Genomic DNA, 18,518 nt, shown 5'->3' on the forward strand with positions numbered 1-18,518 from the left:
GACAGCATTTTCGGCCCCTTGCTATAAAGCGGCACGCCAGTGTCAACAGGCCACCCAGCGCTCGTTTCATAAGCTTTTCATTACATACTTAGAAACAAACTCAATAGAGAAATAAGGGGACTTAGAGTGAACAAGTCGGAACTGATTGACGCTATCGCCGCATCCGCTGACATCCCGAAAGCTGTAGCCGGCCGTGCGCTGGACGCAGTGATCGAATCCGTTCAAGGCGCCCTGAAAGCCGGTGACGATGTTGTCCTGGTTGGCTTCGGCACCTTCTCGGTCAAGGAGCGCGCAGAGCGCACCGGCCGTAACCCGCAAACCGGCAAGGCGATCAAGATCGCTGCCGCCAAGGTTCCTGGCTTCAAAGCTGGCAAGGGCCTGAAAGACGCCGTCAACTAAGTCGTCTTTCAGCCGGCCCGGGCGTCGCCAGGGCCGACCGCGTGACGGCGGGTCGCAAACGTTCCCGCTGGCACGCTCGCTTCGAAAAGGCGCATCCACTGGATGCGCCTTTCTTCTATCAGGATTCTACCCACGCTCCGCGGTTGTCGACGCAGTGGTACAGCCGTTTCTGGGGGACGCATGCTGCAGAATATCAGGGACAATTCACAAGGTTGGATTGCCAAGACCATCATCGGCCTCATCGTCGTACTGATGGCGTTGACCGGTTTCGAGGCCATTTTCCAGGCCGCCAGCCATAGCCAGGACGCCGCCAAGGTGAACGGCCAGACCATCAGCCAGAACGAGCTGAGCCAGGCCGTGGACATGCAGCGCCGCCAGCTGATGCAACAGTTGGGCAAGGATTTCGACCCTGCGCTGCTGGACGAGAAGATGCTGCGCGAAGCCGCGCTCAAGGGGCTGATCGATCGCAAGCTGCTGTTGCAGGGTGCCGAAGACGCCAAGTTCGCTTTTTCCGAGGCCGCGCTGGATCAGCTGATCCTGCAGACGCCTGAATTCCAGGTCGATGGCAAGTTCAGCGCCGAGCGCTTCGATTCGGTCATCCGCCAGATGGGCTACGGCCGCATGCAGTTCCGCGAGATGCTCGCCCAGGAAATGCTCATCGGCCAACTGCGCACCGGCCTTGCCGGCAGCAGCTTCGTCACCGACAAGCAGGTCGAGGCCTTCGCCCGCCTCGAGAAGCAGACCCGTGATTTCGCCTCGCAGACCTTCAAGGCCGATCCGGCCGCGGTCAAGGTGAGCGATGACGAGGTCAAGGCGCACTACGACCAGCACGCCAAGGAATTCATGACCCCGGATCAAGTGGTCATCGATTACCTCGAGCTGAAGAAGTCGGCCTTCTTCGACCAGGTCAAGGTCGACGACGGCGAGCTCAAGGCCCTGTACGAGAAGGAAATCGCCAATCTGGGCGAGCAGCGCCATGCCGCGCACATCCTGATCGAGGTCAGCGACAAGACTGACGATGCCAAGGCCAAGGCCCGCATCGAAGAGATCCAGCAGCGCCTGGACAAGGGGGAGGACTTCGCCAAGCTGGCCAAGGAATTCTCCCAGGACCCGGGTTCGGCCAACACCGGTGGTGACCTCGGCTTCGCTGGCCCTGGCGTGTACGACCCGGCCTTCGAGGACGCGCTGTACAAGCTGAACAAGGACCAGGTATCGGCACCGGTGCGCACCGAGTTCGGCTACCACCTGATCAAGCTGCTGGGCGTGCAGGCGCCGGACGTACCGAGCTTCGCCAGCCTGAAGGACAAACTGACCCACGAGCTGAAGACCCAGCAGGTGGAGCAGCGCTTCGTCGAGGCCACCAAGCAGCTCGAAGACACCGCCTTCGAAGCTTCCGACCTGGCCCAGCCGGCCCAGGACCTGGGCCTGAAGGTACACACTTCCGCGGCCTTCGGTCGCGAGGGCGGCGAAGGCATCACTGCCAACCGTGCGGTGATCCAGGCCGCGTTCAGCGAGCAGGTGCTGGAAGAGGGCGCCAACAGCAACGCCATCGAACTCGACCCGGAAACCGTGGTGGTCGTGCGCGTCAAGGAGCACCGCAAGCCCGAGCAGCTGCCGTTGGAGGCCGTGGCCAAGAACATCAGCGAGCACCTGGCCAAGGAGAAGGCGATTGCCGAACTCAAGGCCAAGGCCGACAAACTGATCGCCGGCCTGCGCGATGGCTCGGTCAAGGCCGAAGGTCAGGGCTGGAAGCTCCATGAAGCGGTCACTCGTGGCCAGGACGGCATCGATCCGGCCGAGCTGCAGGCGGTGTTCCGCCTCGGCAAGCCAGCGGCCAAGGACAAGCCGGTCTACGGCAGCGTGGTGTTGGGCGATGGCAGCCTGGTGGTCCTGCAGTTGAAGGGCGTCAACGAAGGTGCCGCCGCCACCGATGAAGAGAAAGCGCAGATCCGTCGCTACCTCGCATCGCGTGCCGGTTCGCAGGACTTCGCGGCCTATCGCAAGCTGCTGGAAGGCAGTGCCGACATCACCCGCTACTGAGTCGTGTGCTGATCGCGAAACAGGCCGCTTAATGCGGCCTGTTTCGTTTTTGTGCTTGATGGCGCCATCGCGATGGCCTCAGGAGCGCCGAACCCCTTCATGATTGTCCAGCGTGTCCCGGGCAATCTCCCGCCCCAGGGCGATCAGCTCCGGCGCCTTGTAGAACTCGAAGAAGCGGCATACCCGCTTGGGAACGTTGATCAGCACATCCGGCGGATACCCGGCGATCTTGTACTGCGCCAACGACGTCTGCATCACTTCGAAACTCTGGTTGATCAGGTCCAGCAAGGACGCCGGGCCGACGTTGTCGACGATGAACGAGCCGGTGGCCGACTTGGGCGCGCCTTCGCTCTGCGGCGCCGCCGCCGGCTGCTGGCCTTGCGGTTCGGCGCTCTCGCCCAGCCAGGGGTTGGATGCGGCGAGCCCTTCGGCGACGATCTCCTGCTCCAGGCGGATCAGCTGTTCGGCCGGCTTGCGCCGGAACGGCAGGCGCGACCCCAGCGAGCTGATCAAGGCGTCGAAACGCATCTTGAACGCCGCCGGACGTTCGATCACCGGCAACTGATACTGCATCTGGTTGGTTGCGTTGAGGTTGACGGCGATGATCAGGTCGCAGTGGCTGGACACCACCGGGACGATCGGCAGCGGATTGAGAATGCCGCCATCGACCAGCATGCGATTGCCTTGCACCACCGGGGTGAACAGGCTGGGGATGGCCGCCGAGGCGCGCATGGCCTGGTGCAGGCAGCCCTCCTGGAACCATATTTCCTGCTGGTTGGTCAGGTCGGTGGCGACTGCCGTGTAGGGAATGCGCAACTGCTCGATGTTGATCTCGCCGACGATCTTGCGGATTTGCCCGAACACCTTGTCGCCACGAATGGCGCCCAGGCGAAAGCTGACATCGACCAGGCGCAGCACGTCGAGGTAGTCCAGGCTCTCGATCCAGCTGCGGTACTCGTCGAGCTTGCCGGCGGCGTAGATGCCGCCGATCACCGCGCCCATGGAGCAACCGGCGATGCAGGCGATCTCGTAGCCGCGCCGTTCGATTTCCTCGATCACACCGATGTGCGCATACCCTCGGGCGCCACCGGAGCCCAGTACCAATGCCACGCGTTTGCCCATGACTATTCCCCCTGCAGCTGTGCAACCATGGTCCAACAATGCACCTAATGGCACCTGTGCTTCAATGTAGCCCGCGCTGAACTACGCTGAGCAGGGCACTTTTCGTTTGCTGTGCCGTCGAATGGCCACTTTAGTTTTTCACCCTCGAGGTATTACCGATGAAAGCCTGGATCACCCTTCCTCTGATTGCCCTGGCCCTGGCCGGCTGCGCGGGCAAGACGGCCTATCGCGACAGTTGCGCGACCCAGCTCGATGCCGCCTGGAAGGAACTGGACCTGGCCAAGGCCGAAGGCTTTGCCGGCACCGTGAGTTATTCCAAGGCGTTGTCGCTGCTGACCGGTGCCAAGACCCAGCAGCAGTTCGAAGGCTTTGAAGGTTGCACCCGCAAGGCCGAGAAGGCGCGTTTCTACATTCGTGAGTCTCGCGCCGGGCGTTGAGTGAGGAGCGTCACATGCCGAGCATGATCGACCATGTGGTTTCCAGGGTCCTGGCCCTGCAGGTGGGGATGCTGGCCTGCCGCGAGCGTCTCGTTGCCGATACCGACAGCGAGGCGCTGCACGACCTGCGCACCACCCTGCGGCGGCTGCGTAGCCTGTTGCGGCCCTTGCGTGGCTTGCCGGGTGTCGAGCAGTTGGAGGAAGCAGCGGGGGCACTGGGCACGCTCACCACGCCGTTGCGCGACCGTGAAGTGCTGGCCGCGCAACTGGTCGGGCGCGGTCATGTGCAGGCCGGCGAGCGTCGCCAGGAGGGAAGGGCACGGACCTTTGCCGGCGTCGCGTCCAGTGCCCAGCTTACTCGGGTACTGGCGATTCTCGACGCCTTCCCGCTGTTCTTGCGTGCTGCCGACCGCGAAGGCTTGATGCAAGCCATGCGCAGGCGCATCGACAAGCGCCTGGAGAAGCAATGGCGCAAGCTGGCCAAGGCGCTGGATGATCCGGCCCATGATCGGCATCGTCTGCGCCTGCTGATCAAGCGCGTTCGCTATGGGGACGAGGCCTACCCGCAACTCGAGCATGCCGGCAAGAAGCTGCAGCGTCTGTTGAAGAAGGCGCAAGGCGATCTTGGCGACTGGCATGACCGCGTGCAGTGGTTGCTGCAGGTGCGTGAGCACAGCGACCTGGCGGGCTGCAAGGTGGCCTGGGAGCATGAGCTGCATGCTGCCGAGGGGCGCTCGGATCTGACTCTCAAGGCATTGCAAAAAGCCCTGGCGCGCCGTTAGTCCCGGCAAATGACCGAAATGCGGGCTGTGGCTGGCGTGATCGCTGGTTACTATCGGTTCTTTTCGCGCAGGAGCCCTGGCACATGAACTTCACAGAATTGCTGACAGCCGCGCGCGCTCACCCCGAGGCGGTCAGCGTGCCGGCTGGCTGGGCCCAGGGGCGGGCGGTGTTCGGCGGCCTGATGGCGGCGATGGTGCACGAAGCGATGCGCCAGAAGCTCGGCGACAACCGCCCGGTGCGTTCGCTGGCCATCACCTTCGTCGGCCCGGCGGCACCGGATGTGCCGATCAGCCTGGAGGTTGAGGTGCTGCGCGAGGGCAAGGCGGTCAGCACCTTGCTGGGACGCGCCGTGCAGGATGGCCAGGTGGTGACCCTGGTGCAGGGCAGTTTCGGTGCCGGTCGTCCTTCCGTGGTGGCGGTCGACGCGCCAGCCGCGATGCCGATGAAGCCGCTGCAGGAGGCGGCACCGGAGCTGCCCTTCATCAAGGGCATTACACCGGAGTTCATGCAGCACGTGGCGTTTCGCTGGGCGGTGGGCGGCCTGCCGTTCAGTGGCAACGACTCACGGCATATGGGCGGTTGGGTACGCCTGCGTGATGTCGCCGAGGAGCCGGTCGGGGTGGCGCACCTGCTGGCGCTGGTCGATGCCTGGCCGCCCAGTCTGCTGCCATATCTCAAGCAGCCCGCAGCCGGTAGCACGCTGACCTGGACGATCGAGTTCGTGCAGCCCACGCCGCCGCTGTCGACCCTCGACTGGTGCCGCTATGTGGTCGAGACCGAGTATGCCCGGGATGGCTATGGGCATGCGGCCGCTGCGTTGTGGACGGCCGAAGGGGAGTTGCTGGCGTTGAGCCGGCAGACGGTGACCGTGTTCGCCTGAGCCATCTTCATCAAGTCAATCGCGGGGCAAGCCCGCTCCCACGGCGCTCAATGGCGCTTGTGGGAGCGGGCTTGCCCCGCGATGCTTTCGGTCAGTGACGATGCTTGTGCCGCTCGCGCCAGGCCCGCCACCAGGCGCCGCTCAGCACGAAGCGCGGGAAGGTGATGAACTGCTCGGTGAGCAGCCGCTGCACGGCATCCTGGCGATTGGCGAAAGGCTCGGGCTGCTCGGCTTCCAGGCGGTGCCCCTGGCGTTGCAGGCCGAGCCCGGCCACCAACGCGATGACGCCCACGGCGATCTGCGACAGGTCCAGCCCGAACAGCCCCGACAACACCAGCAGCGCGCCCAGGATGAACAGCGGCACGGCGATCAGATGCAGCACCAGGTTGGTGGGGTGGCGGTGATTGTGGTGGTAGCCGCGCCATTGCCAGGCGGGCAGGTTGGGCAGTCGTTTGCTCATGGACAGATCCTCGGGGGCCTGTGCAAAGCTTAGTGCGGCCCCCGCATGGGGGCCAATCGAGGCTGGCTATGGTGACCATAGCCAGTGAGGGTCAGAGCTTGAGCTGGCCGATGGCCTTGTTCAGTTCGCCGGCGAGGGTCGCCAGTTCGCTGCTGGTGGTGGCCGAGCCCACGGTCTGCTGCACGGTCTCTTCGGTCACGTCGCGGATACTGACGACGGCGCGGTTCATCTCCTCGGCCACCTGGCTCTGCTGCTCGGCGGCCACGGCGATCTGGGTGTTGCTTTCGCGCATCTGCGCCACGGCGCTGGTGATCTCGGCCAGGGCCTCGCCGGCCTCGCGCGCCTGCTTGACGCAATCGTCGGCCTTGTACGAGCTTTCCTGCATGAAATCCACTGCGTCGCGGGTGCCGGCCTGCAGGTCGGCGACCATGGTGGTGATCTCGTCGGTGGAGGTCTGCACACGCTTGGCCAGGTTGCGCACTTCGTCGGCGACCACGGCGAAGCCCCGGCCCAGGTCGCCGGCCCGGGCGGCCTCGATGGCGGCGTTGAGGGCAAGCAGGTTGGTCTGTTCGGCAATGCTGTGGATGACCCCCACCACGCCATTGATCTTCTGGCTGTCGTCAGCCAGCTGGCGGATCATCTCGGCAGTCTGCTGCACACCGCTGGATAGCCCGGCAATCGAGTCCTGCACGCGGCTGACCACGGCCTGGCCGCTGCCGGCCAGGGTGTCGGCGGTCTGCGACAGGTCGCGGGTGGCACCGGCGTGCTGGGCGATATGGTGCACCGTGGCGGTCATCTCGTTGATCGCGGTGGCCGCCTGGTCGGTCTCGCTCTGCTGGCCGATCATGCCGTGACGCACCTCGTCCATGCTGCCGGCCAGGCGCGCGGCGCCCGAGTCGAGCTGCGCGGCGGTGCGCGCCACGGTGCTGACCACGCGGTGGTAAGTGGTCTGCATGGCGTTGAACGCACCGGCCATCTGGCCGACTTCGTCGCCACAGGCCAGCGGTACCCGGGCCGAGAGGTCGCCGGTTTTTTCCACGTGCAACATCACGTCCTTGAGGGTGTTGAGCTGGCTGAGCAGGAAGCGGATCAGCAGCTGCGAGGCGCACAGCATCGCCAGCATCAGGATCAGCACGCACACGGCATAGTTGCTGAAGCGGTCGAAATAGACCTGGCGCAGGCTGGGGGACTGGGCAAGCACGGCGATGTGCTGCTCGTCCCGGCGCAGCACCTGGGCGCCGCGCAGCGGGTTGTCGCCGAGGATCCAGGCACTGGGCAGCTCGACCCAGCCCTGGGCATCGCGCAGGGCCTCGAGTGGTTCGCCGGCAAACTGCGGAGTCTGGCCGTTGCGCCAGGTGATCAGGTTGGCCTGCGTGGGCAGCGCCTGCCCGGCGGGCCAGGCCGCGAGCAGTTCGGCCTGGGCCTGCGCTTGCGCCTGGGCGCCGCTGGCGCGGGCCTGCTGCTCCAGGTGCACGGCATAGAGCACCAGCATCAGCGTGGTGACGAAGGCCACTGCGTTGACGGCCCAGAACTTGTATTTGAGGGAAACGTTGCTAAGCCAGGCACCCATGGTAGGTCTTCTCTGAGTTGGCGGAAACATTATTGGCAAGGTGCCATCATTGTGCCCGCCAAGGCCAGGGACCTCGTTGATATGCGTCAAGAAACCTCAGGCAGGCCGAAGAACGCGCGGGCGCAGGCGCTGGTGTGGGCGGCGGTGTGTTCCATCGTTTCGCCGCGGTGCAGCGCCACCTCGCGGAGCACTTCGGGGAGGAACGCGGGCTCGTTGCGGCCGTTCTTCGGCTTGGGCCTGAGGCTTCGTGGCAGCAGGTAGGGCGCGTCGCTTTCCAGCATCAGGCGGCCTTCCGGGATGTTGCCGACCAGCGGGTGCAGGTGGGTGCCACGGCGCTCGTCGCAGATCCAGCCGGTGATACCGATGTGCAGGTCCATGTCGAGGTAGGCGAACAGTGCCTGGCGTTCACCGGTGAAGCAGTGCACCACTGCCGCGCTCAGGTGGTCGCGGTAGCTCCTGAGGATCGCCAGCAGGCGCTCGCTCGCCTCGCGCTCGTGAAGGAACACCGGCAGGCGCAACTCTACCGCCAGCGCCAGCTGCGCCTCCAGGGCCTTTTCCTGGGCGGGGCGTGGGGAGAAGTCGCGGTTGAAGTCCAGGCCGCATTCGCCCACGGCCACGACCCGCGGCTGGGCGAGCAGTTCGCGCAGCTGACGTTCGCTGTTAGCGCTCCAGTGGCTGACATCGTGGGGGTGCACGCCGGCAGTACTGAACAGACGCTGGCCAGGCTCGTCCAGGCGTTGGCACAGTTCCAGCGCTTCGGCGCTGACATCCAGACTGGTGCCGGTGAGGACCATCTGTGCCACGCCGGCTTCCACGGCACGCTCGACGATAGCGGCCTGCTGGTCGCGGAAACTGCTGTTGGTCAGGTTGACGCCGATATCGATCAGTTGCATGGTGCTACCTCTTGCCGCGGGGCGGCCAGCATAGCAAAAACCGCGATATCGCGAAAAAACCAAGAACTTCAAACGTTTGCCGTGGTCTGTTGCGGTCATTTATCACGGATCGATCACAGCGCATGGTGCCTGCCAACCGCCCTCGGACCCTTACCGCCATGGTGCGAACCTTTTTCACCAGCCTGTTGCTGTCCGGGTTGCTGGCCGCCGGGCCGGTCGCTGCCGGCGAAGCGGGGCCGCAGCAGCATGTGCCTGCCAGCCAGACCCGGGACCTGGCGCAGATCCGCTCGAGCAAGGTGCTGCGGGTGCTGGTCAACCAGAGCCGCAACAGTTCCGGCGAGGTAAAGGGTGAACCGGTCGGGATCGAGTACTACCGCCTGCGTGCCCTGGAGCACGCCCTCAATGCCCGGGTCGCCGACGGCCAGGAAATCACCCTGAAGATCATCCCCCGCGCCAAGGAGCAGTTACTCGGTGCGCTGCAGCGCGGCGAGGGCGATCTTGCCGCGCCCGGTGAACTGCTTGACCCCGGCCTGGTGCGCGGCGTCGAGGCCAGCGCCCCGGTGCTCGACCAGGTTCCCCTGCAACTGGTCGGGCGCAAGGGCGAGCGCGGCTACAACCGTGCCGAACAGCTGTCCGGGCGCACCATCGCCCTGACCACCGCCAGTGCCGCGGGGCCTGCGATCGAGGCGATCAACCAGCAGTTGGCGCTGCGCAAGCGGGCACCGATCAAGGTGGAGTGGGTTGACCCGACGCTGGCGGTGGAGGATGTGCTGGAGATGGTCCAGGCGGGCATCTACCCGCTGACCGTGGTGGAGCGTCCCATCGCCCAGCGCTGGGCGCGGGTGATGCCGCGCCTGCGGGTCGACAGCAAGCTGCAGCTGGCTCCGCCCCAGGCCATGCGCTGGTATCTGCGCAAGGATGCGCCGATGTTGCGCACGGCGGTGGACCGCTTCCTGGTCACCTACCGCGCGCCCGACAACCAGGACGCGGCGTTCGAGCGTATCTACCGGCGCCAATACCGGGTGCACAATCCATTGGCCCGCCAGGACCGCCAACGCCTGGCCGCGTTGCGCCCGGTGCTGCAGAAACATGGTGGCGACCAGCAGTTCGACTGGCTCAACCTGGCCGCCCTGGCGTTCAAGGAGTCCACCCTCGATCCCAAGGCGCGCGGCACCGGCGGTGCCCACGGGCTGATGCAGATCACGCCGTCGGCGGCCCAGCGGGTAGGCGTGAGCAACACCGCCACGGTGGATGGCAACGTCCAGGCCAGCGCCCGCTACCTGGCGCTGATCCGCCGCAAGTTCTTCGCCAGCCCCCAGCTCAACGAGCGCGAGCGCATGGCGTTCATCCTGGCCGCCTACAACCTTGGGCCGGAGCGGGTCCAGGCCATGCGCGCCGAAGCCCGGCGACGGGGGCTCAATGGCAACCAGTGGTTCTTCCAGACCGAGCGCATTGCCATGGAGCAGGTGGGCATGGGGCCGGTGAACTTCGTCAACAGCGTCAACAAGTACTACCTTGCGTTCAACCGCGAGCGCGCCTCCCTGGAGCGGGTGGCCAAGCGCTAATTAAATCTAATTATTCGATGTGATTTACGCGATTATTGCGATTTTCTTATTCGATGATTTGATTATGATGGCGCCCATCCAACACACACCTGCTCAAACAAGGAAGCACCCCATGAACAACTCCCTGAAAGCCCTCTTCACCACCCGCGCCGGCTACGGCCTGAGCGTCGTGCGCATCCTGGTCGGTGTCATCTTCATGGCCCACGGCGCGCAGAAACTCTTCGGCCTGTTCGGTGGCTACGGCCTGGAAGGCACCGGCCAGTGGATGGAAAGCATCGGCCTGGCTCCGGGCTACCTCATGGCCCTGCTGTCCGGCAGCGCCGAGTTCTTTGGCGGCCTGGCGCTGGTGGTCGGCCTTTTGGCCCGCCCGGCTGCGCTGGCGCTAAGCGTGACCCTGGTAGTGGCGATCTTCTCGGTGCATATCGGCAACGGGCTGTTCATGTCCAACAACGGTTATGAGTTCGCCCTGGCGCTGCTGGCCGGCACCGTGGCGGTGCTGATCGAAGGCGCGGGCCGCCTGTCGCTGGACCGAGTGATCGCACGCTGAAACAAAGCTGCAAGCTTCAAGCCTCAAGCTGCAAGTGGTCAAAGCGATCGACTTGCAGCTTGTAACTTGCGGCGTGTCCCTCTAGCATACCGATTGCGCCGATTTAAACAGCTACTTGCGGGGCGCAGGCAAGGCCCCCGACGGGTCTTGCGAAATACCGCTAAAGCGCTGGTTCGGTGACGCCTCCCACCGCTGCCCAGCGGGATCAGCGAGGCGGAGAGAGACTCCATGAGTTGCCCACGTACCAGTGTCTGTTTGACCCCCCTGGCCAAGAACCAGGCTTCCCGTACCCCGCGCATCCTGCTCGGCGGCCAGCATCAACCCACGCTTTTGCGCAATCTCGATGGTTTCTCCCGGCGCAAGGGCCAGGCCTGTGCCTTCCTCATCCAGTTCTCCGACAGCTGTGACCAGCTCGACCAGTACGGCAACGACCGCTTCGACCTGGCCGTGATCCAGGCTCCTGCGGCGCAGGATGCCGACGAGGTCATCGGCCAGCTCACCCGCATCGCCCGCCAGGGGCTCATCACCCGCCGTTGAGCGGCGTGTCGCGGCCAGGCGTTTTTCGTTAAGCTCGGTCTCTCGGTGGGCGCCTTGCGCCTGCTGTGGATGCGCTGAGGAGACAGTCGTTGAGCACCAACATCATTACCACCGAAGGTCACGCGGCCCTGAAAAAGGAGCTCGATCATCTGTGGCGGGTCTATCGCCCGGAAATCACCCAGAAGGTCACCTGGGCTGCCTCGCTGGGCGACCGCAGCGAGAACGCCGACTACCAGTACAACAAGAAGCTGCTGCGCGAGATCGACCGCCGCGTGCGTTACCTGCGCAAGCGCCTGGAAGACGTCAAGGTGGTCGATTACTCGCCCCAGCAGGAGGGCAAGGTGTTCTTCGGCGCCTGGGTGGACATCGAGAACGATGACGGCGAACAGTTGCGCTTTCGCATCGTCGGCTATGACGAGATCCACGGGCGCAACGACTATATCTCCATCGATTCGCCCATGGCCCGGGCGTTGCTCAAGAAGGAGGAGGGCGACGAGGTGGTGGTGCATACCCCCACGGGTGAGGCGACCTGGTACGTCAACCGTATCAGCTACCTGGGCAGCGATGCCCAATAGACCTCTACCAGCACCTGTGCCGCTGCTGCGATCTGCTCATCGGTGAGCGCTGCATAACCGATCAGCACGCCGGCGGGCCAGGTGTGCTGGCGGCAGAACAGGCCGATCGGCTGCAACACCAGCCCGCGTTGCCGGGCCCGCTCGCAGAACGCCTGCTCACTGACGCCGTCGGGTAACCAGAGGACGAAGTGCAGGCCGGATTGCTCGCCGCTTACGGTCATGCCTGGCTCTGCCGCGAGTCGCTCGAGCAGCAGGTCCCGGCGGCGTTGGTAGGTCTGCCTTGCGATGCGCAGGTGCCGTTCATAGTGACCGCGCAGCAGATACTGGCGCACCGTCCGCTGGGCGATGATCCCCGGCGTCTGCCCCGTTGCCGCCAGCCAGTCGATGAACCGTGCGCGCAAGGTTCGCGGTACAACCGCGAAGCCCAGCCTCAGCCCGCTGAACAAGGTCTTGTTGAAGCTGCCGCAGAACAGCACCCGGTCATGCTGGTCGAGCGCCTTGATCGCCGGCAGTGGCGCGCAGGCATAGTTGTATTCGCTGTCGTAGTCATCCTCGACGATGTAGCCATCGCGGGTCTGTGCCCAGTCCAGCAGCGCCTGCCGTCGCTGGACGCTCATGCAGATGCCCAGCGGAGCCTGGTGCGCGGGCGTGGTGTGCACCGCGCGGACGTTGTCGTGCGTGGCCAGTTGGCCGACGTCCAGGCCTGCCTGGTCCACGGCGACGCAGATCACCCGCCTGCCGGTCTGTTCGAACATGCGTGCGGCCCAGGAGTAGCCCGGATCTTCCAGGGCGATGGCGTCGTCCTGTTGCAGCCACTGGCTGATGAAGTGCAGGGTGTGGCGAATGCCCTGGGTCACGACGATATCCTCGACGTCGCACTCGATGCCCCGATAGAGGCGGATGTGCGCCGCGATAGCCTTGCGCAGCAACATGTCACCCGCGTGCGGAACGCTATCGGTGATCGTCGCAAGGGCATCGGCGGCCAGTTGCAGATGACGCTGTTCAAGCAGCGTCGGGTCTGCCAGCCGGGCGACGAAGGGCACGCCCGTCTGCAACCGGGTTTCTGGCAGGGCGGCAGGGCTGACGCAGGGCGCGGGCTCGCGGGTGCAAGCGAGCGTGGCCAGGGGCTGGTCGTTGGCCGCGATCAGCGCGTCGGGACGCAGCGGTGCGACCACTGAGCCCGCGCCTTGTCGGCGCAGGATGCAACCTTCCAGGGCAAGTTGTTCGAAAACCAGCTCGACAGTGCCCCGCGCCACACCCCACCGCTGGGCGAGGGTGCGGGTGGAGGGCAGGCGTGTGCCGGGCGCCAGATGGCCACAGGCGAGCAGCTCTTGCAGGAAGGCATAGAGCAGTTGGTGCTTGCGGGCCGAAGGTTTGGCGGACAGCTCGAACGGCAGGGCAAGGTCAAGGGCAAGCGGTTGTTTGCCTCTGGCCATAAGTGGTCCACATGCAGGAAGGCTTAATGGACCTTCATGGTAGCCAGCGCAATCCCTAAGCTCAATCCACGTAACAATCTGTTGCGGTGCGCAAAGAAGCGCACCCGATTCCATCGTGCGCCCAGGCGTAGACGGAACCGGTATTCATTCTTTGCAAGGAGTCAACGAGTCATGACGGTTCTGCAGTGGTTGCCCATGTTGCTGGCGTCGCACTACGAACAGGTGATGCTGGCATGAGTGCGTCGAGCGCGCGTCCCTGGTTGACCCTGGCGCTGTTGAGCGCCGTCGTGGTGCCGCAGGTGGGGCTGGGCGTGATGGTGCCGGCATCGGCGCGGTTGGCCCAGGACCTCCATGTGGGGGTGGCGAGCGTGCAGAACACGCTTGTGGTGTACATGGTCGGCTATGCCGTATCGGTGATCATGGCCGGGCTGCTTTCCGATCGGTTCGGCCCCAGGGCCGTGCAGTTGGGCGGTCTGGCGCTGGCGCTGGTCGGCGCCTTGCTGGCGGCCAGCGCCGAGGGCTTTACGCTGTTCATCCTCGGCCGTTTGCTGCAATCGCTGGGCGGCTGCGTCAGTACCGTGACCACACGCCTGGTCGTCAGGGAGGTGTATCCCGAAGCGCAGCGTCTGCCGGTTCTGAGCACCCTGGCCTCGGCCATTGCCGTCACGCCTTGCGTGGTGCCATTGCTGGCCGGTGCTGTGCTGCCTGAGCTGGGGTGGCGCGGGGTGCTGTTGTGTGCCGGCGCATTCAACCTGCTGGTGTTGCTGGTGTTCGTCGGCTTTACCCGGCCCACGGCAAGCGGCGGGCAGCCGATCGGCTCGGTTGGCGCCATCTGGCGCGTGTACCGGCGCAACATGGGCAACCCTGATTATCGGCGCAATGCGGCCTGCATCAGCCTGGTGTGGATGAGCTACTTCGCGCTGCTGTCGTCTTCGTCCCATGCCTTCCAGCAGGTGTTGGGCTTCAGTGAGCTGGAGTATGGCGCGCTGATCGGCGCCTGTGCCTGTGGCTATGTGGTGGGCAGCACCACCGCGCGGCGCCTGAGCCAGACCCACGACCTGGACACGCTGCTGGCGCTCGCCGCGATGATCGGCTTGAGAGGTTGCATAGGCCTGTTTCTGGGGCTGCTGCTGGTGGGGCCGCGGACGCTGGTGTTCCTGCTGCCGATGATCGCGCTGCTGGTCTGTACCGGCATGGTCATCCCGATCACGCAGGCAGGGTTGTTGCGTTGCGTCAGCCAGGACGTCGGCATGTCGTCGGGGCAGTTCTTCTTTCTGCAGATGATGGCCGGCGCCCTGTACTCACTGTTCCTCAGTTGCATCCCGCCGCTGGACCTGAACCACCTGGCGATCGCCGTCGCTGCCCCGGTAGTGCTCATGGCGGGGGTGGTGGGGCGGCTGCGCCTGCGCGACCGCCTGCAGGCCAGCCAGCCCTGAATCCAGGGTTCAGCCTTCGCGCAGCACGGTCAGTGGGCTGCTGTTCAGTGCCCGCCGGGTGCCATAGCCACCGGCGGCGCCGATCAGCAGCGCGCCCAGCAGCGGCAGCAGGAGCAGCGCCGGGTGCGGCGCCCAGGCCAGGTCGAAGGCATGACGGTACAGGCCGAAGGTGATCAGCTCGCAGCCCAGTGCCGCAAGCAGGCCGCTGGCGGCGCCGAGCAGGCCGAACTCGATGCGTCGGGCCTTTACCAGCAGCGGGCGTGCCGCTCCCAGCGCCCGCAGCAGGGCGCCTTGGCGGATGCGTTCGTCGAGGGTCGCCTGCAGGCCGGCAAACAGTACCGCCAGCCCCGCGGCCAGCACGAACAACAGCACGTACTCCACTGCCAGGGTGACCTGGGCGAGGATGCTGCGCAGCTGGGCGAGCAGTGCATCGACCTGCAGCACGGTCACCGCCGGGAACGCCCGGGACAGCGCGACGATTTCCTGGTCGTGGCCCGGCGCCAGGTAGAAGCTGGTGAGGTAGGTGGTGGGCAGGCCTTGCAAGGTGCCCGGCTGGAAGATCATGTAGAAGTTGGGCTGGAAACTGTCCCAGTGCACGCTGCGCAGGCTGCTGACCCGGGCCTGGCGTTGCTGGCCGCCGATGTCGAAGGTCAGCAGGTCGCCCAGTTGCAGGTGCAGGCTCTGCGCCAGCTCCGCCTCCACCGAAACCCCGGGGGCTTCATCGTTGGCGGGTGCCTGCTGCCACCATTGGCCGGCGCTCAGGGCGTTGCCCTGGGGCAGCTCGGCGGCCCAGGTCAGGCTGAGGTCGCGCTGGATGGCGCGTTCGCCGGTGGACTCCTTGCTGACCAGCTGGCGCACCGGCTGTTCGTTGATATGGGTCAGGCGGCCGGGAATCACCGGGTACAGCGGCGCGGCGGTGGCGTTGATCTGGGCCAGGCGCTCGGCGAGCGGCTGGCGTTCGTCGGGCAGGATGTTCAGGGCGAAATGATTGGGCGCGTCCTTGGGTAGCTGCGCCTGCCAGGTGTCGAGCAATTCCGCCCGCAGCAGGGCGACCAGGCCCATTGCCAGGAGAATCAGGCCGAAGGCCAGGGCCTGGCCGGCGGCGGCCAGCGGGTGACGCAGCAACTGCCCGAGCCCCAGCCTCCAGGCCAGCGGCGCGCCGGCCAGCAAGCGGCGCAGGCTGCGCAGGCCGAGCAACAGTAATCCACCCAGCAGCAAGGCGGCGATCAGCCCCCCGCCGAGCAGGGCGAAGGTCAGCAGCAAGTCCAGGCTCAGGCGCCACATAATTAGGCCCAGGGCGAGCAGTGCGGCGCCGTACACCAACCAGCTGCTCGGTGGCAGTGGCAGCAGGTCGCGGCGCAGTACTCGCAGCGGCGGCACGCGACCCAGGGCTGCCAGTGGCGGCAAGGCGAAGCCGGCCAGGGCCACCAATCCGGTGCCGATGCCGGCCAGCGCCGGGGTGAGGCCACCGGGTGGCACCTGGCTGGGCAGCAGGCCTTCGAGCAGGCGGAACAACCCCAGTTGGGCGAGCCAGCCGAGCAGCGCGCCGATGACTGCGGCGGCGACACCGAGCATTGCCAGTTGCAGGCTGTAAAGGCCAAGGGCCTGGTGCCGGGACAAGCCCAGGCAGCGCAGCAGGGCACTGGCATCCAGGCGCCGCGCGGCGTAGCGGCTGGCCGACAGGGCCACGGCGACGCCGGCCAGCAGCACCGCAACGAGGCTCGCCATGTTCAGGTAACGCTCGGCCTTGCCCAGTGCGCCGCCGATCTGCCGGTTACCGTCGCGGGTGTCGAGCAGGCGCTGGTTGGCGGCCAGGCTTTTTTCCGCCGTCTGCCGGTACTTTTGCAAGGTGTCGATATCACCGCGCCACAGGTCGCGGTAGCTGACCCGGCTGCCGGGCTGGATCACGCCGGTGGCGTCCAGGTCGGCGAGGTTCATCAGCACTCGCGGCGTAAGGCTATAGAAGTTGCCGGCGCGGTCGGGCTCGTAGGTCAGCACGCGGCTCATGCGCAGGGTCTTCATGCCCACGTCGATGCTATCGCCGATGGCCAGGCCAAGCGCCGCGAGCAGGCGCGGTTCGACCCAGGCCTCTCCCGGCGCCGGGCCGCCGCCGGGCACCTCGTCGGCGTAGGGTGCCGGGGCGCTGCGCAATTGCCCGCGCAGCGGGTAGGCGGGGTCGGCCGCCTTGATGCTGGAAAGCTGGATGCCGCTGTCGCCACCGACCACGCTGGTGAATTCCACCAGCCGCGCGTGGCTCAGGCCCAGTGCCGTGCCATCGGTGATCTGCTGTGCGCTGGGCGCAGCGCTGCCCTGCAGGACCAGGTCGGCGCCGAGGAACTCGCTGGCGCGCAACTGCATGGCGCCGTTGAGCCGCGCGCCGAAGTAGCCGATGGCGGTACTGGCCGCCACCGCCACCAGCAGGGCGAAGAACAGCACGCGTACTTCGCTGGCGCGCGCGTCACGCAGCAACTGGCGCAGCGCAAGGGTGCACAGGCGTGGGAACGATAGGCGGGTCATCAGGGCTCCAGGGGCGCCACCAGGCGTCCGGCATCCAGGCGGATCAGGCGGCGGCAGCGCTTGGCCAGGCGTTCGTCGTGGGTCACCAGCACCAGGGTGGTGCCGCGCTCCTGGTTCAGTTCGAACAAAAGGTCGCTGATGCGCTCGCCGGTGTGGCTGTCGAGGTTGCCGGTGGGCTCGTCGGCGAACAGCACGGCCGGTTGCGCGGCGAAGGCGCGGGCGATCGCCACCCGCTGCTGCTCGCCGCCGGAGAGCTGGCGCGGGGTGTGGCTCAGGCGTTTGCCCAGGCCGACCCGCTCGAGCAGGCCGCGCGCGTGCTCGCGGGCATCGCGGCGACCGTCGAGCTCCAGCGGCAGCATGACGTTCTCCAGGGCGTTGAGGCTGTCGAGCAACTGGAACGACTGGAACACGAAGCCGACGTGCTCGGCGCGCACCCGGGCGCGCTGGTCCTCGTCGAGGGGGCCGAGATCGTGGCCGGCGAGGATCACCTTGCCGGCGCTGGGGCGGTCGAGCCCGGCGAGCAGGCCCAGCAGCGTGGACTTGCCGGAACCGGAGGCACCGACGATGGCCAGGCTGTCGCCCTGTGCGAGGTCGAGGGAGAGGGCGTGGAGGATAGTCAGGTCGCCTTCCGCGCTGGGGACCACTTTGCTAAGGTTCTGCGCAACGAGAATGCTGGGGCCCATGGAGAATCCGATGCGAATGTGGTGGTTGAGTGCCGGTCTGGCCCTGTGTTGCCTGGCCCAGGGCGCGGCGGCGGGAACATTGCTGGTCGTGGGCGATAGTATCAGCGCCGGTTTTGGCCTGGATACCCGCCAGGGCTGGGTCAACCTGCTGCAACAGCAGCTGCGCAAGGAGGGTTTTGACGACCAGGTGGTCAATGCCTCCATCAGTGGCGACACCAGCGCGGGCGGCCAGGCGCGGCTGCCCGCGCTGCTTGCAGCGCACAAGCCGGACCTGGTGGTGCTGGAGTTGGGTGGCAACGATGGCCTGCGCGGGCAGCCACCGCAGCAATTGCAACAGAATCTTGCGGCAATGATCGACCAGTCCCGCGACGCGGGGGCCAAGGTCGTGCTGCTGGGCATGCGCCTGCCCCCCAACTATGGTGTGCGCTACACCACGGCGTTCGCCCAGGTCTACGAGCAACTGGCCACGGAGAAAAAGGTACCGCTGGTGCCGTTTTTCCTCGACGGCGTGGGCGGGGTGCCGGAGCTGATGCAGGCCGATGGCATCCACCCAGCCGCCGCCGCCCAGCAGCGCTTGCTGGAAAATGCCTGGCCGGCGATAAAACCCTTGCTGTGACGCTTTTATCGGGGGCCGCTTT

Annotated in this window: 18 protein-coding genes; 11 read left to right on the plus strand and 7 right to left on the minus strand. The window is 66.0% G+C overall.

Annotated elements, in window-relative coordinates; genetic code table 11:
- Positions 1 to 126 precede the first annotated feature (126 nt).
- Positions 127 to 399 (plus strand): HU family DNA-binding protein, encoded by a 273-nt coding sequence (locus tag CCOS191_RS09000; protein ID WP_023629739.1) that lies wholly within the window; start codon positions 127 to 129, stop codon positions 397 to 399.
- A gap of 180 nt (positions 400 to 579) precedes the next feature.
- On the plus strand, positions 580 to 2,439 hold the full coding sequence (locus tag CCOS191_RS09005; protein ID WP_046854890.1) for a SurA N-terminal domain-containing protein: 1,860 nt from the start codon (positions 580 to 582) through the stop codon (positions 2,437 to 2,439).
- A 78-nt stretch (positions 2,440 to 2,517) separates the two neighbouring features.
- Here CCOS191_RS09005 and CCOS191_RS09010 read toward each other — a convergent pair whose 3' ends face one another.
- A complete protein-coding gene (locus CCOS191_RS09010) occupies positions 2,518 to 3,561 on the minus strand; it encodes a patatin-like phospholipase family protein (RefSeq protein WP_046854891.1) in 1,044 nt (347 codons plus the stop codon).
- Between the two features lie 158 nt (positions 3,562 to 3,719).
- On the opposite strand from CCOS191_RS09010, the gene CCOS191_RS09015 reads away from it, so the two are divergent.
- The 3 genes from CCOS191_RS09015 (at position 3,720) to CCOS191_RS09025 (ending at position 5,661) form a co-directional block, all read left to right on the plus strand.
- Complete coding sequence (locus tag CCOS191_RS09015; protein ID WP_046854892.1) at positions 3,720 to 3,998, plus strand: hypothetical protein; 279 nt, start codon at positions 3,720 to 3,722, stop codon at positions 3,996 to 3,998.
- 14 nt (positions 3,999 to 4,012) lie between these two features.
- Positions 4,013 to 4,780: a CHAD domain-containing protein gene (locus tag CCOS191_RS09020; RefSeq protein ID WP_046854893.1), complete on the plus strand. Its 768-nt coding sequence runs from the start codon at positions 4,013 to 4,015 to the stop codon at positions 4,778 to 4,780.
- 83 nt (positions 4,781 to 4,863) lie between these two features.
- Positions 4,864 to 5,661, plus strand: coding sequence for an acyl-CoA thioesterase (locus tag CCOS191_RS09025; RefSeq protein WP_046854894.1), 798 nt, complete (start codon positions 4,864 to 4,866; stop codon positions 5,659 to 5,661).
- A 91-nt stretch (positions 5,662 to 5,752) separates the two neighbouring features.
- On the opposite strand, the gene CCOS191_RS09030 is transcribed toward CCOS191_RS09025, so the two are convergent.
- From CCOS191_RS09030 to CCOS191_RS09040, 3 genes are all read right to left on the minus strand, one after another.
- Positions 5,753 to 6,121 (minus strand): Mpo1-like protein, encoded by a 369-nt coding sequence (locus tag CCOS191_RS09030; RefSeq protein WP_046854895.1) that lies wholly within the window; start codon positions 6,119 to 6,121, stop codon positions 5,753 to 5,755.
- Positions 6,122 to 6,212: 91 nt separating this feature from the next.
- Positions 6,213 to 7,691: a methyl-accepting chemotaxis protein gene (locus CCOS191_RS09035; RefSeq protein ID WP_046854896.1), complete on the minus strand. Its 1,479-nt coding sequence runs from the start codon at positions 7,689 to 7,691 to the stop codon at positions 6,213 to 6,215.
- Between the two features lie 86 nt (positions 7,692 to 7,777).
- Complete coding sequence (locus CCOS191_RS09040; RefSeq protein WP_046854897.1) at positions 7,778 to 8,584, minus strand: TatD family hydrolase; 807 nt, start codon at positions 8,582 to 8,584, stop codon at positions 7,778 to 7,780.
- A 158-nt stretch (positions 8,585 to 8,742) separates the two neighbouring features.
- Between CCOS191_RS09040 and CCOS191_RS09045 the strand changes: the two genes are divergently transcribed.
- From CCOS191_RS09045 to greB, 4 genes are all read left to right on the plus strand, one after another.
- On the plus strand, positions 8,743 to 10,149 hold the full coding sequence (locus CCOS191_RS09045) for a transglycosylase SLT domain-containing protein (protein WP_046857722.1): 1,407 nt from the start codon (positions 8,743 to 8,745) through the stop codon (positions 10,147 to 10,149).
- Between the two features lie 112 nt (positions 10,150 to 10,261).
- Complete coding sequence (locus CCOS191_RS09050; RefSeq protein ID WP_023631681.1) at positions 10,262 to 10,696, plus strand: DoxX family protein; 435 nt, start codon at positions 10,262 to 10,264, stop codon at positions 10,694 to 10,696.
- A gap of 228 nt (positions 10,697 to 10,924) precedes the next feature.
- On the plus strand, positions 10,925 to 11,233 hold the full coding sequence (locus tag CCOS191_RS09055) for a hypothetical protein (protein WP_046854898.1): 309 nt from the start codon (positions 10,925 to 10,927) through the stop codon (positions 11,231 to 11,233).
- 89 nt (positions 11,234 to 11,322) lie between these two features.
- Positions 11,323 to 11,808, plus strand: a complete 486-nt coding sequence (greB, locus tag CCOS191_RS09060; RefSeq protein WP_046854899.1) for a transcription elongation factor GreB — start codon at positions 11,323 to 11,325, stop codon at positions 11,806 to 11,808.
- On the opposite strand, the gene pdxR is transcribed toward greB, so the two are convergent.
- On the minus strand, positions 11,784 to 13,244 hold the full coding sequence (gene pdxR / locus CCOS191_RS09065; RefSeq protein WP_046854900.1) for a MocR-like pyridoxine biosynthesis transcription factor PdxR: 1,461 nt from the start codon (positions 13,242 to 13,244) through the stop codon (positions 11,784 to 11,786). The genes greB and pdxR overlap by 25 nt on opposite strands.
- Before the next feature lie 233 nt (positions 13,245 to 13,477).
- Here pdxR and CCOS191_RS09070 point away from each other — a divergent pair, with 233 nt between their 5' ends.
- Positions 13,478 to 14,680 carry an MFS transporter gene (locus CCOS191_RS09070; protein ID WP_046854901.1) on the plus strand — a complete coding sequence of 401 codons (1,203 nt, stop codon included), beginning with the start codon at positions 13,478 to 13,480 and terminating at the stop codon, positions 14,678 to 14,680.
- Between the two features lie 9 nt (positions 14,681 to 14,689).
- Here CCOS191_RS09070 and CCOS191_RS09075 read toward each other — a convergent pair whose 3' ends face one another.
- Positions 14,690 to 17,197, minus strand: a complete 2,508-nt coding sequence (locus CCOS191_RS09075; protein ID WP_046854902.1) for an ABC transporter permease — start codon at positions 17,195 to 17,197, stop codon at positions 14,690 to 14,692.
- Entirely contained in the window at positions 17,197 to 17,880 is a 684-nt protein-coding gene (locus CCOS191_RS09080; RefSeq protein ID WP_028692620.1) for an ABC transporter ATP-binding protein, read from the minus strand. The genes CCOS191_RS09075 and CCOS191_RS09080 overlap by 1 nt, the downstream gene beginning before the upstream one ends.
- Before the next feature lie 10 nt (positions 17,881 to 17,890).
- Here CCOS191_RS09080 and CCOS191_RS09085 point away from each other — a divergent pair, with 10 nt between their 5' ends.
- Positions 17,891 to 18,496 (plus strand): arylesterase, encoded by a 606-nt coding sequence (locus CCOS191_RS09085; protein ID WP_046854903.1) that lies wholly within the window; start codon positions 17,891 to 17,893, stop codon positions 18,494 to 18,496.
- The last annotated feature ends 22 nt before the right edge of the window (positions 18,497 to 18,518 follow it).

It is taken from the genome of Pseudomonas sp. CCOS 191 (genome assembly GCF_001007005.1).
Taxonomy (GTDB): domain Bacteria; phylum Pseudomonadota; class Gammaproteobacteria; order Pseudomonadales; family Pseudomonadaceae; genus Aquipseudomonas; species Aquipseudomonas soli.

Bases quoted from the DNA above. Each gene is read 5' to 3' on its own strand.
- CCOS191_RS09005 (WP_046854890.1), top strand. From the start codon at position 580: ATGCTGCAGAATATCAGGGACAATTCACAAGGTTGGATTGCCAAGACC.
- CCOS191_RS09010 (WP_046854891.1), bottom strand. From the start codon at position 3,561: ATGGGCAAACGCGTGGCATTGGTACTGGGCTCCGGTGGCGCCCGAGGG.
- CCOS191_RS09015 (WP_046854892.1), top strand. From the start codon at position 3,720: ATGAAAGCCTGGATCACCCTTCCTCTGATTGCCCTGGCCCTGGCCGGC.
- CCOS191_RS09020 (WP_046854893.1), top strand. From the start codon at position 4,013: ATGCCGAGCATGATCGACCATGTGGTTTCCAGGGTCCTGGCCCTGCAG.
- CCOS191_RS09025 (WP_046854894.1), top strand. From the start codon at position 4,864: ATGAACTTCACAGAATTGCTGACAGCCGCGCGCGCTCACCCCGAGGCG.
- CCOS191_RS09030 (WP_046854895.1), bottom strand. From the start codon at position 6,121: ATGAGCAAACGACTGCCCAACCTGCCCGCCTGGCAATGGCGCGGCTAC.
- CCOS191_RS09035 (WP_046854896.1), bottom strand. From the start codon at position 7,691: ATGGGTGCCTGGCTTAGCAACGTTTCCCTCAAATACAAGTTCTGGGCC.
- CCOS191_RS09040 (WP_046854897.1), bottom strand. From the start codon at position 8,584: ATGCAACTGATCGATATCGGCGTCAACCTGACCAACAGCAGTTTCCGC.
- CCOS191_RS09045 (WP_046857722.1), top strand. From the start codon at position 8,743: ATGGTGCGAACCTTTTTCACCAGCCTGTTGCTGTCCGGGTTGCTGGCC.
- CCOS191_RS09050 (WP_023631681.1), top strand. From the start codon at position 10,262: ATGAACAACTCCCTGAAAGCCCTCTTCACCACCCGCGCCGGCTACGGC.
- CCOS191_RS09055 (WP_046854898.1), top strand. From the start codon at position 10,925: ATGAGTTGCCCACGTACCAGTGTCTGTTTGACCCCCCTGGCCAAGAAC.
- pdxR (WP_046854900.1), bottom strand. From the start codon at position 13,244: ATGGCCAGAGGCAAACAACCGCTTGCCCTTGACCTTGCCCTGCCGTTC.
- CCOS191_RS09070 (WP_046854901.1), top strand. From the start codon at position 13,478: ATGAGTGCGTCGAGCGCGCGTCCCTGGTTGACCCTGGCGCTGTTGAGC.
- CCOS191_RS09075 (WP_046854902.1), bottom strand. From the start codon at position 17,197: ATGACCCGCCTATCGTTCCCACGCCTGTGCACCCTTGCGCTGCGCCAG.
- CCOS191_RS09080 (WP_028692620.1), bottom strand. From the start codon at position 17,880: ATGGGCCCCAGCATTCTCGTTGCGCAGAACCTTAGCAAAGTGGTCCCC.
- CCOS191_RS09085 (WP_046854903.1), top strand. From the start codon at position 17,891: ATGCGAATGTGGTGGTTGAGTGCCGGTCTGGCCCTGTGTTGCCTGGCC.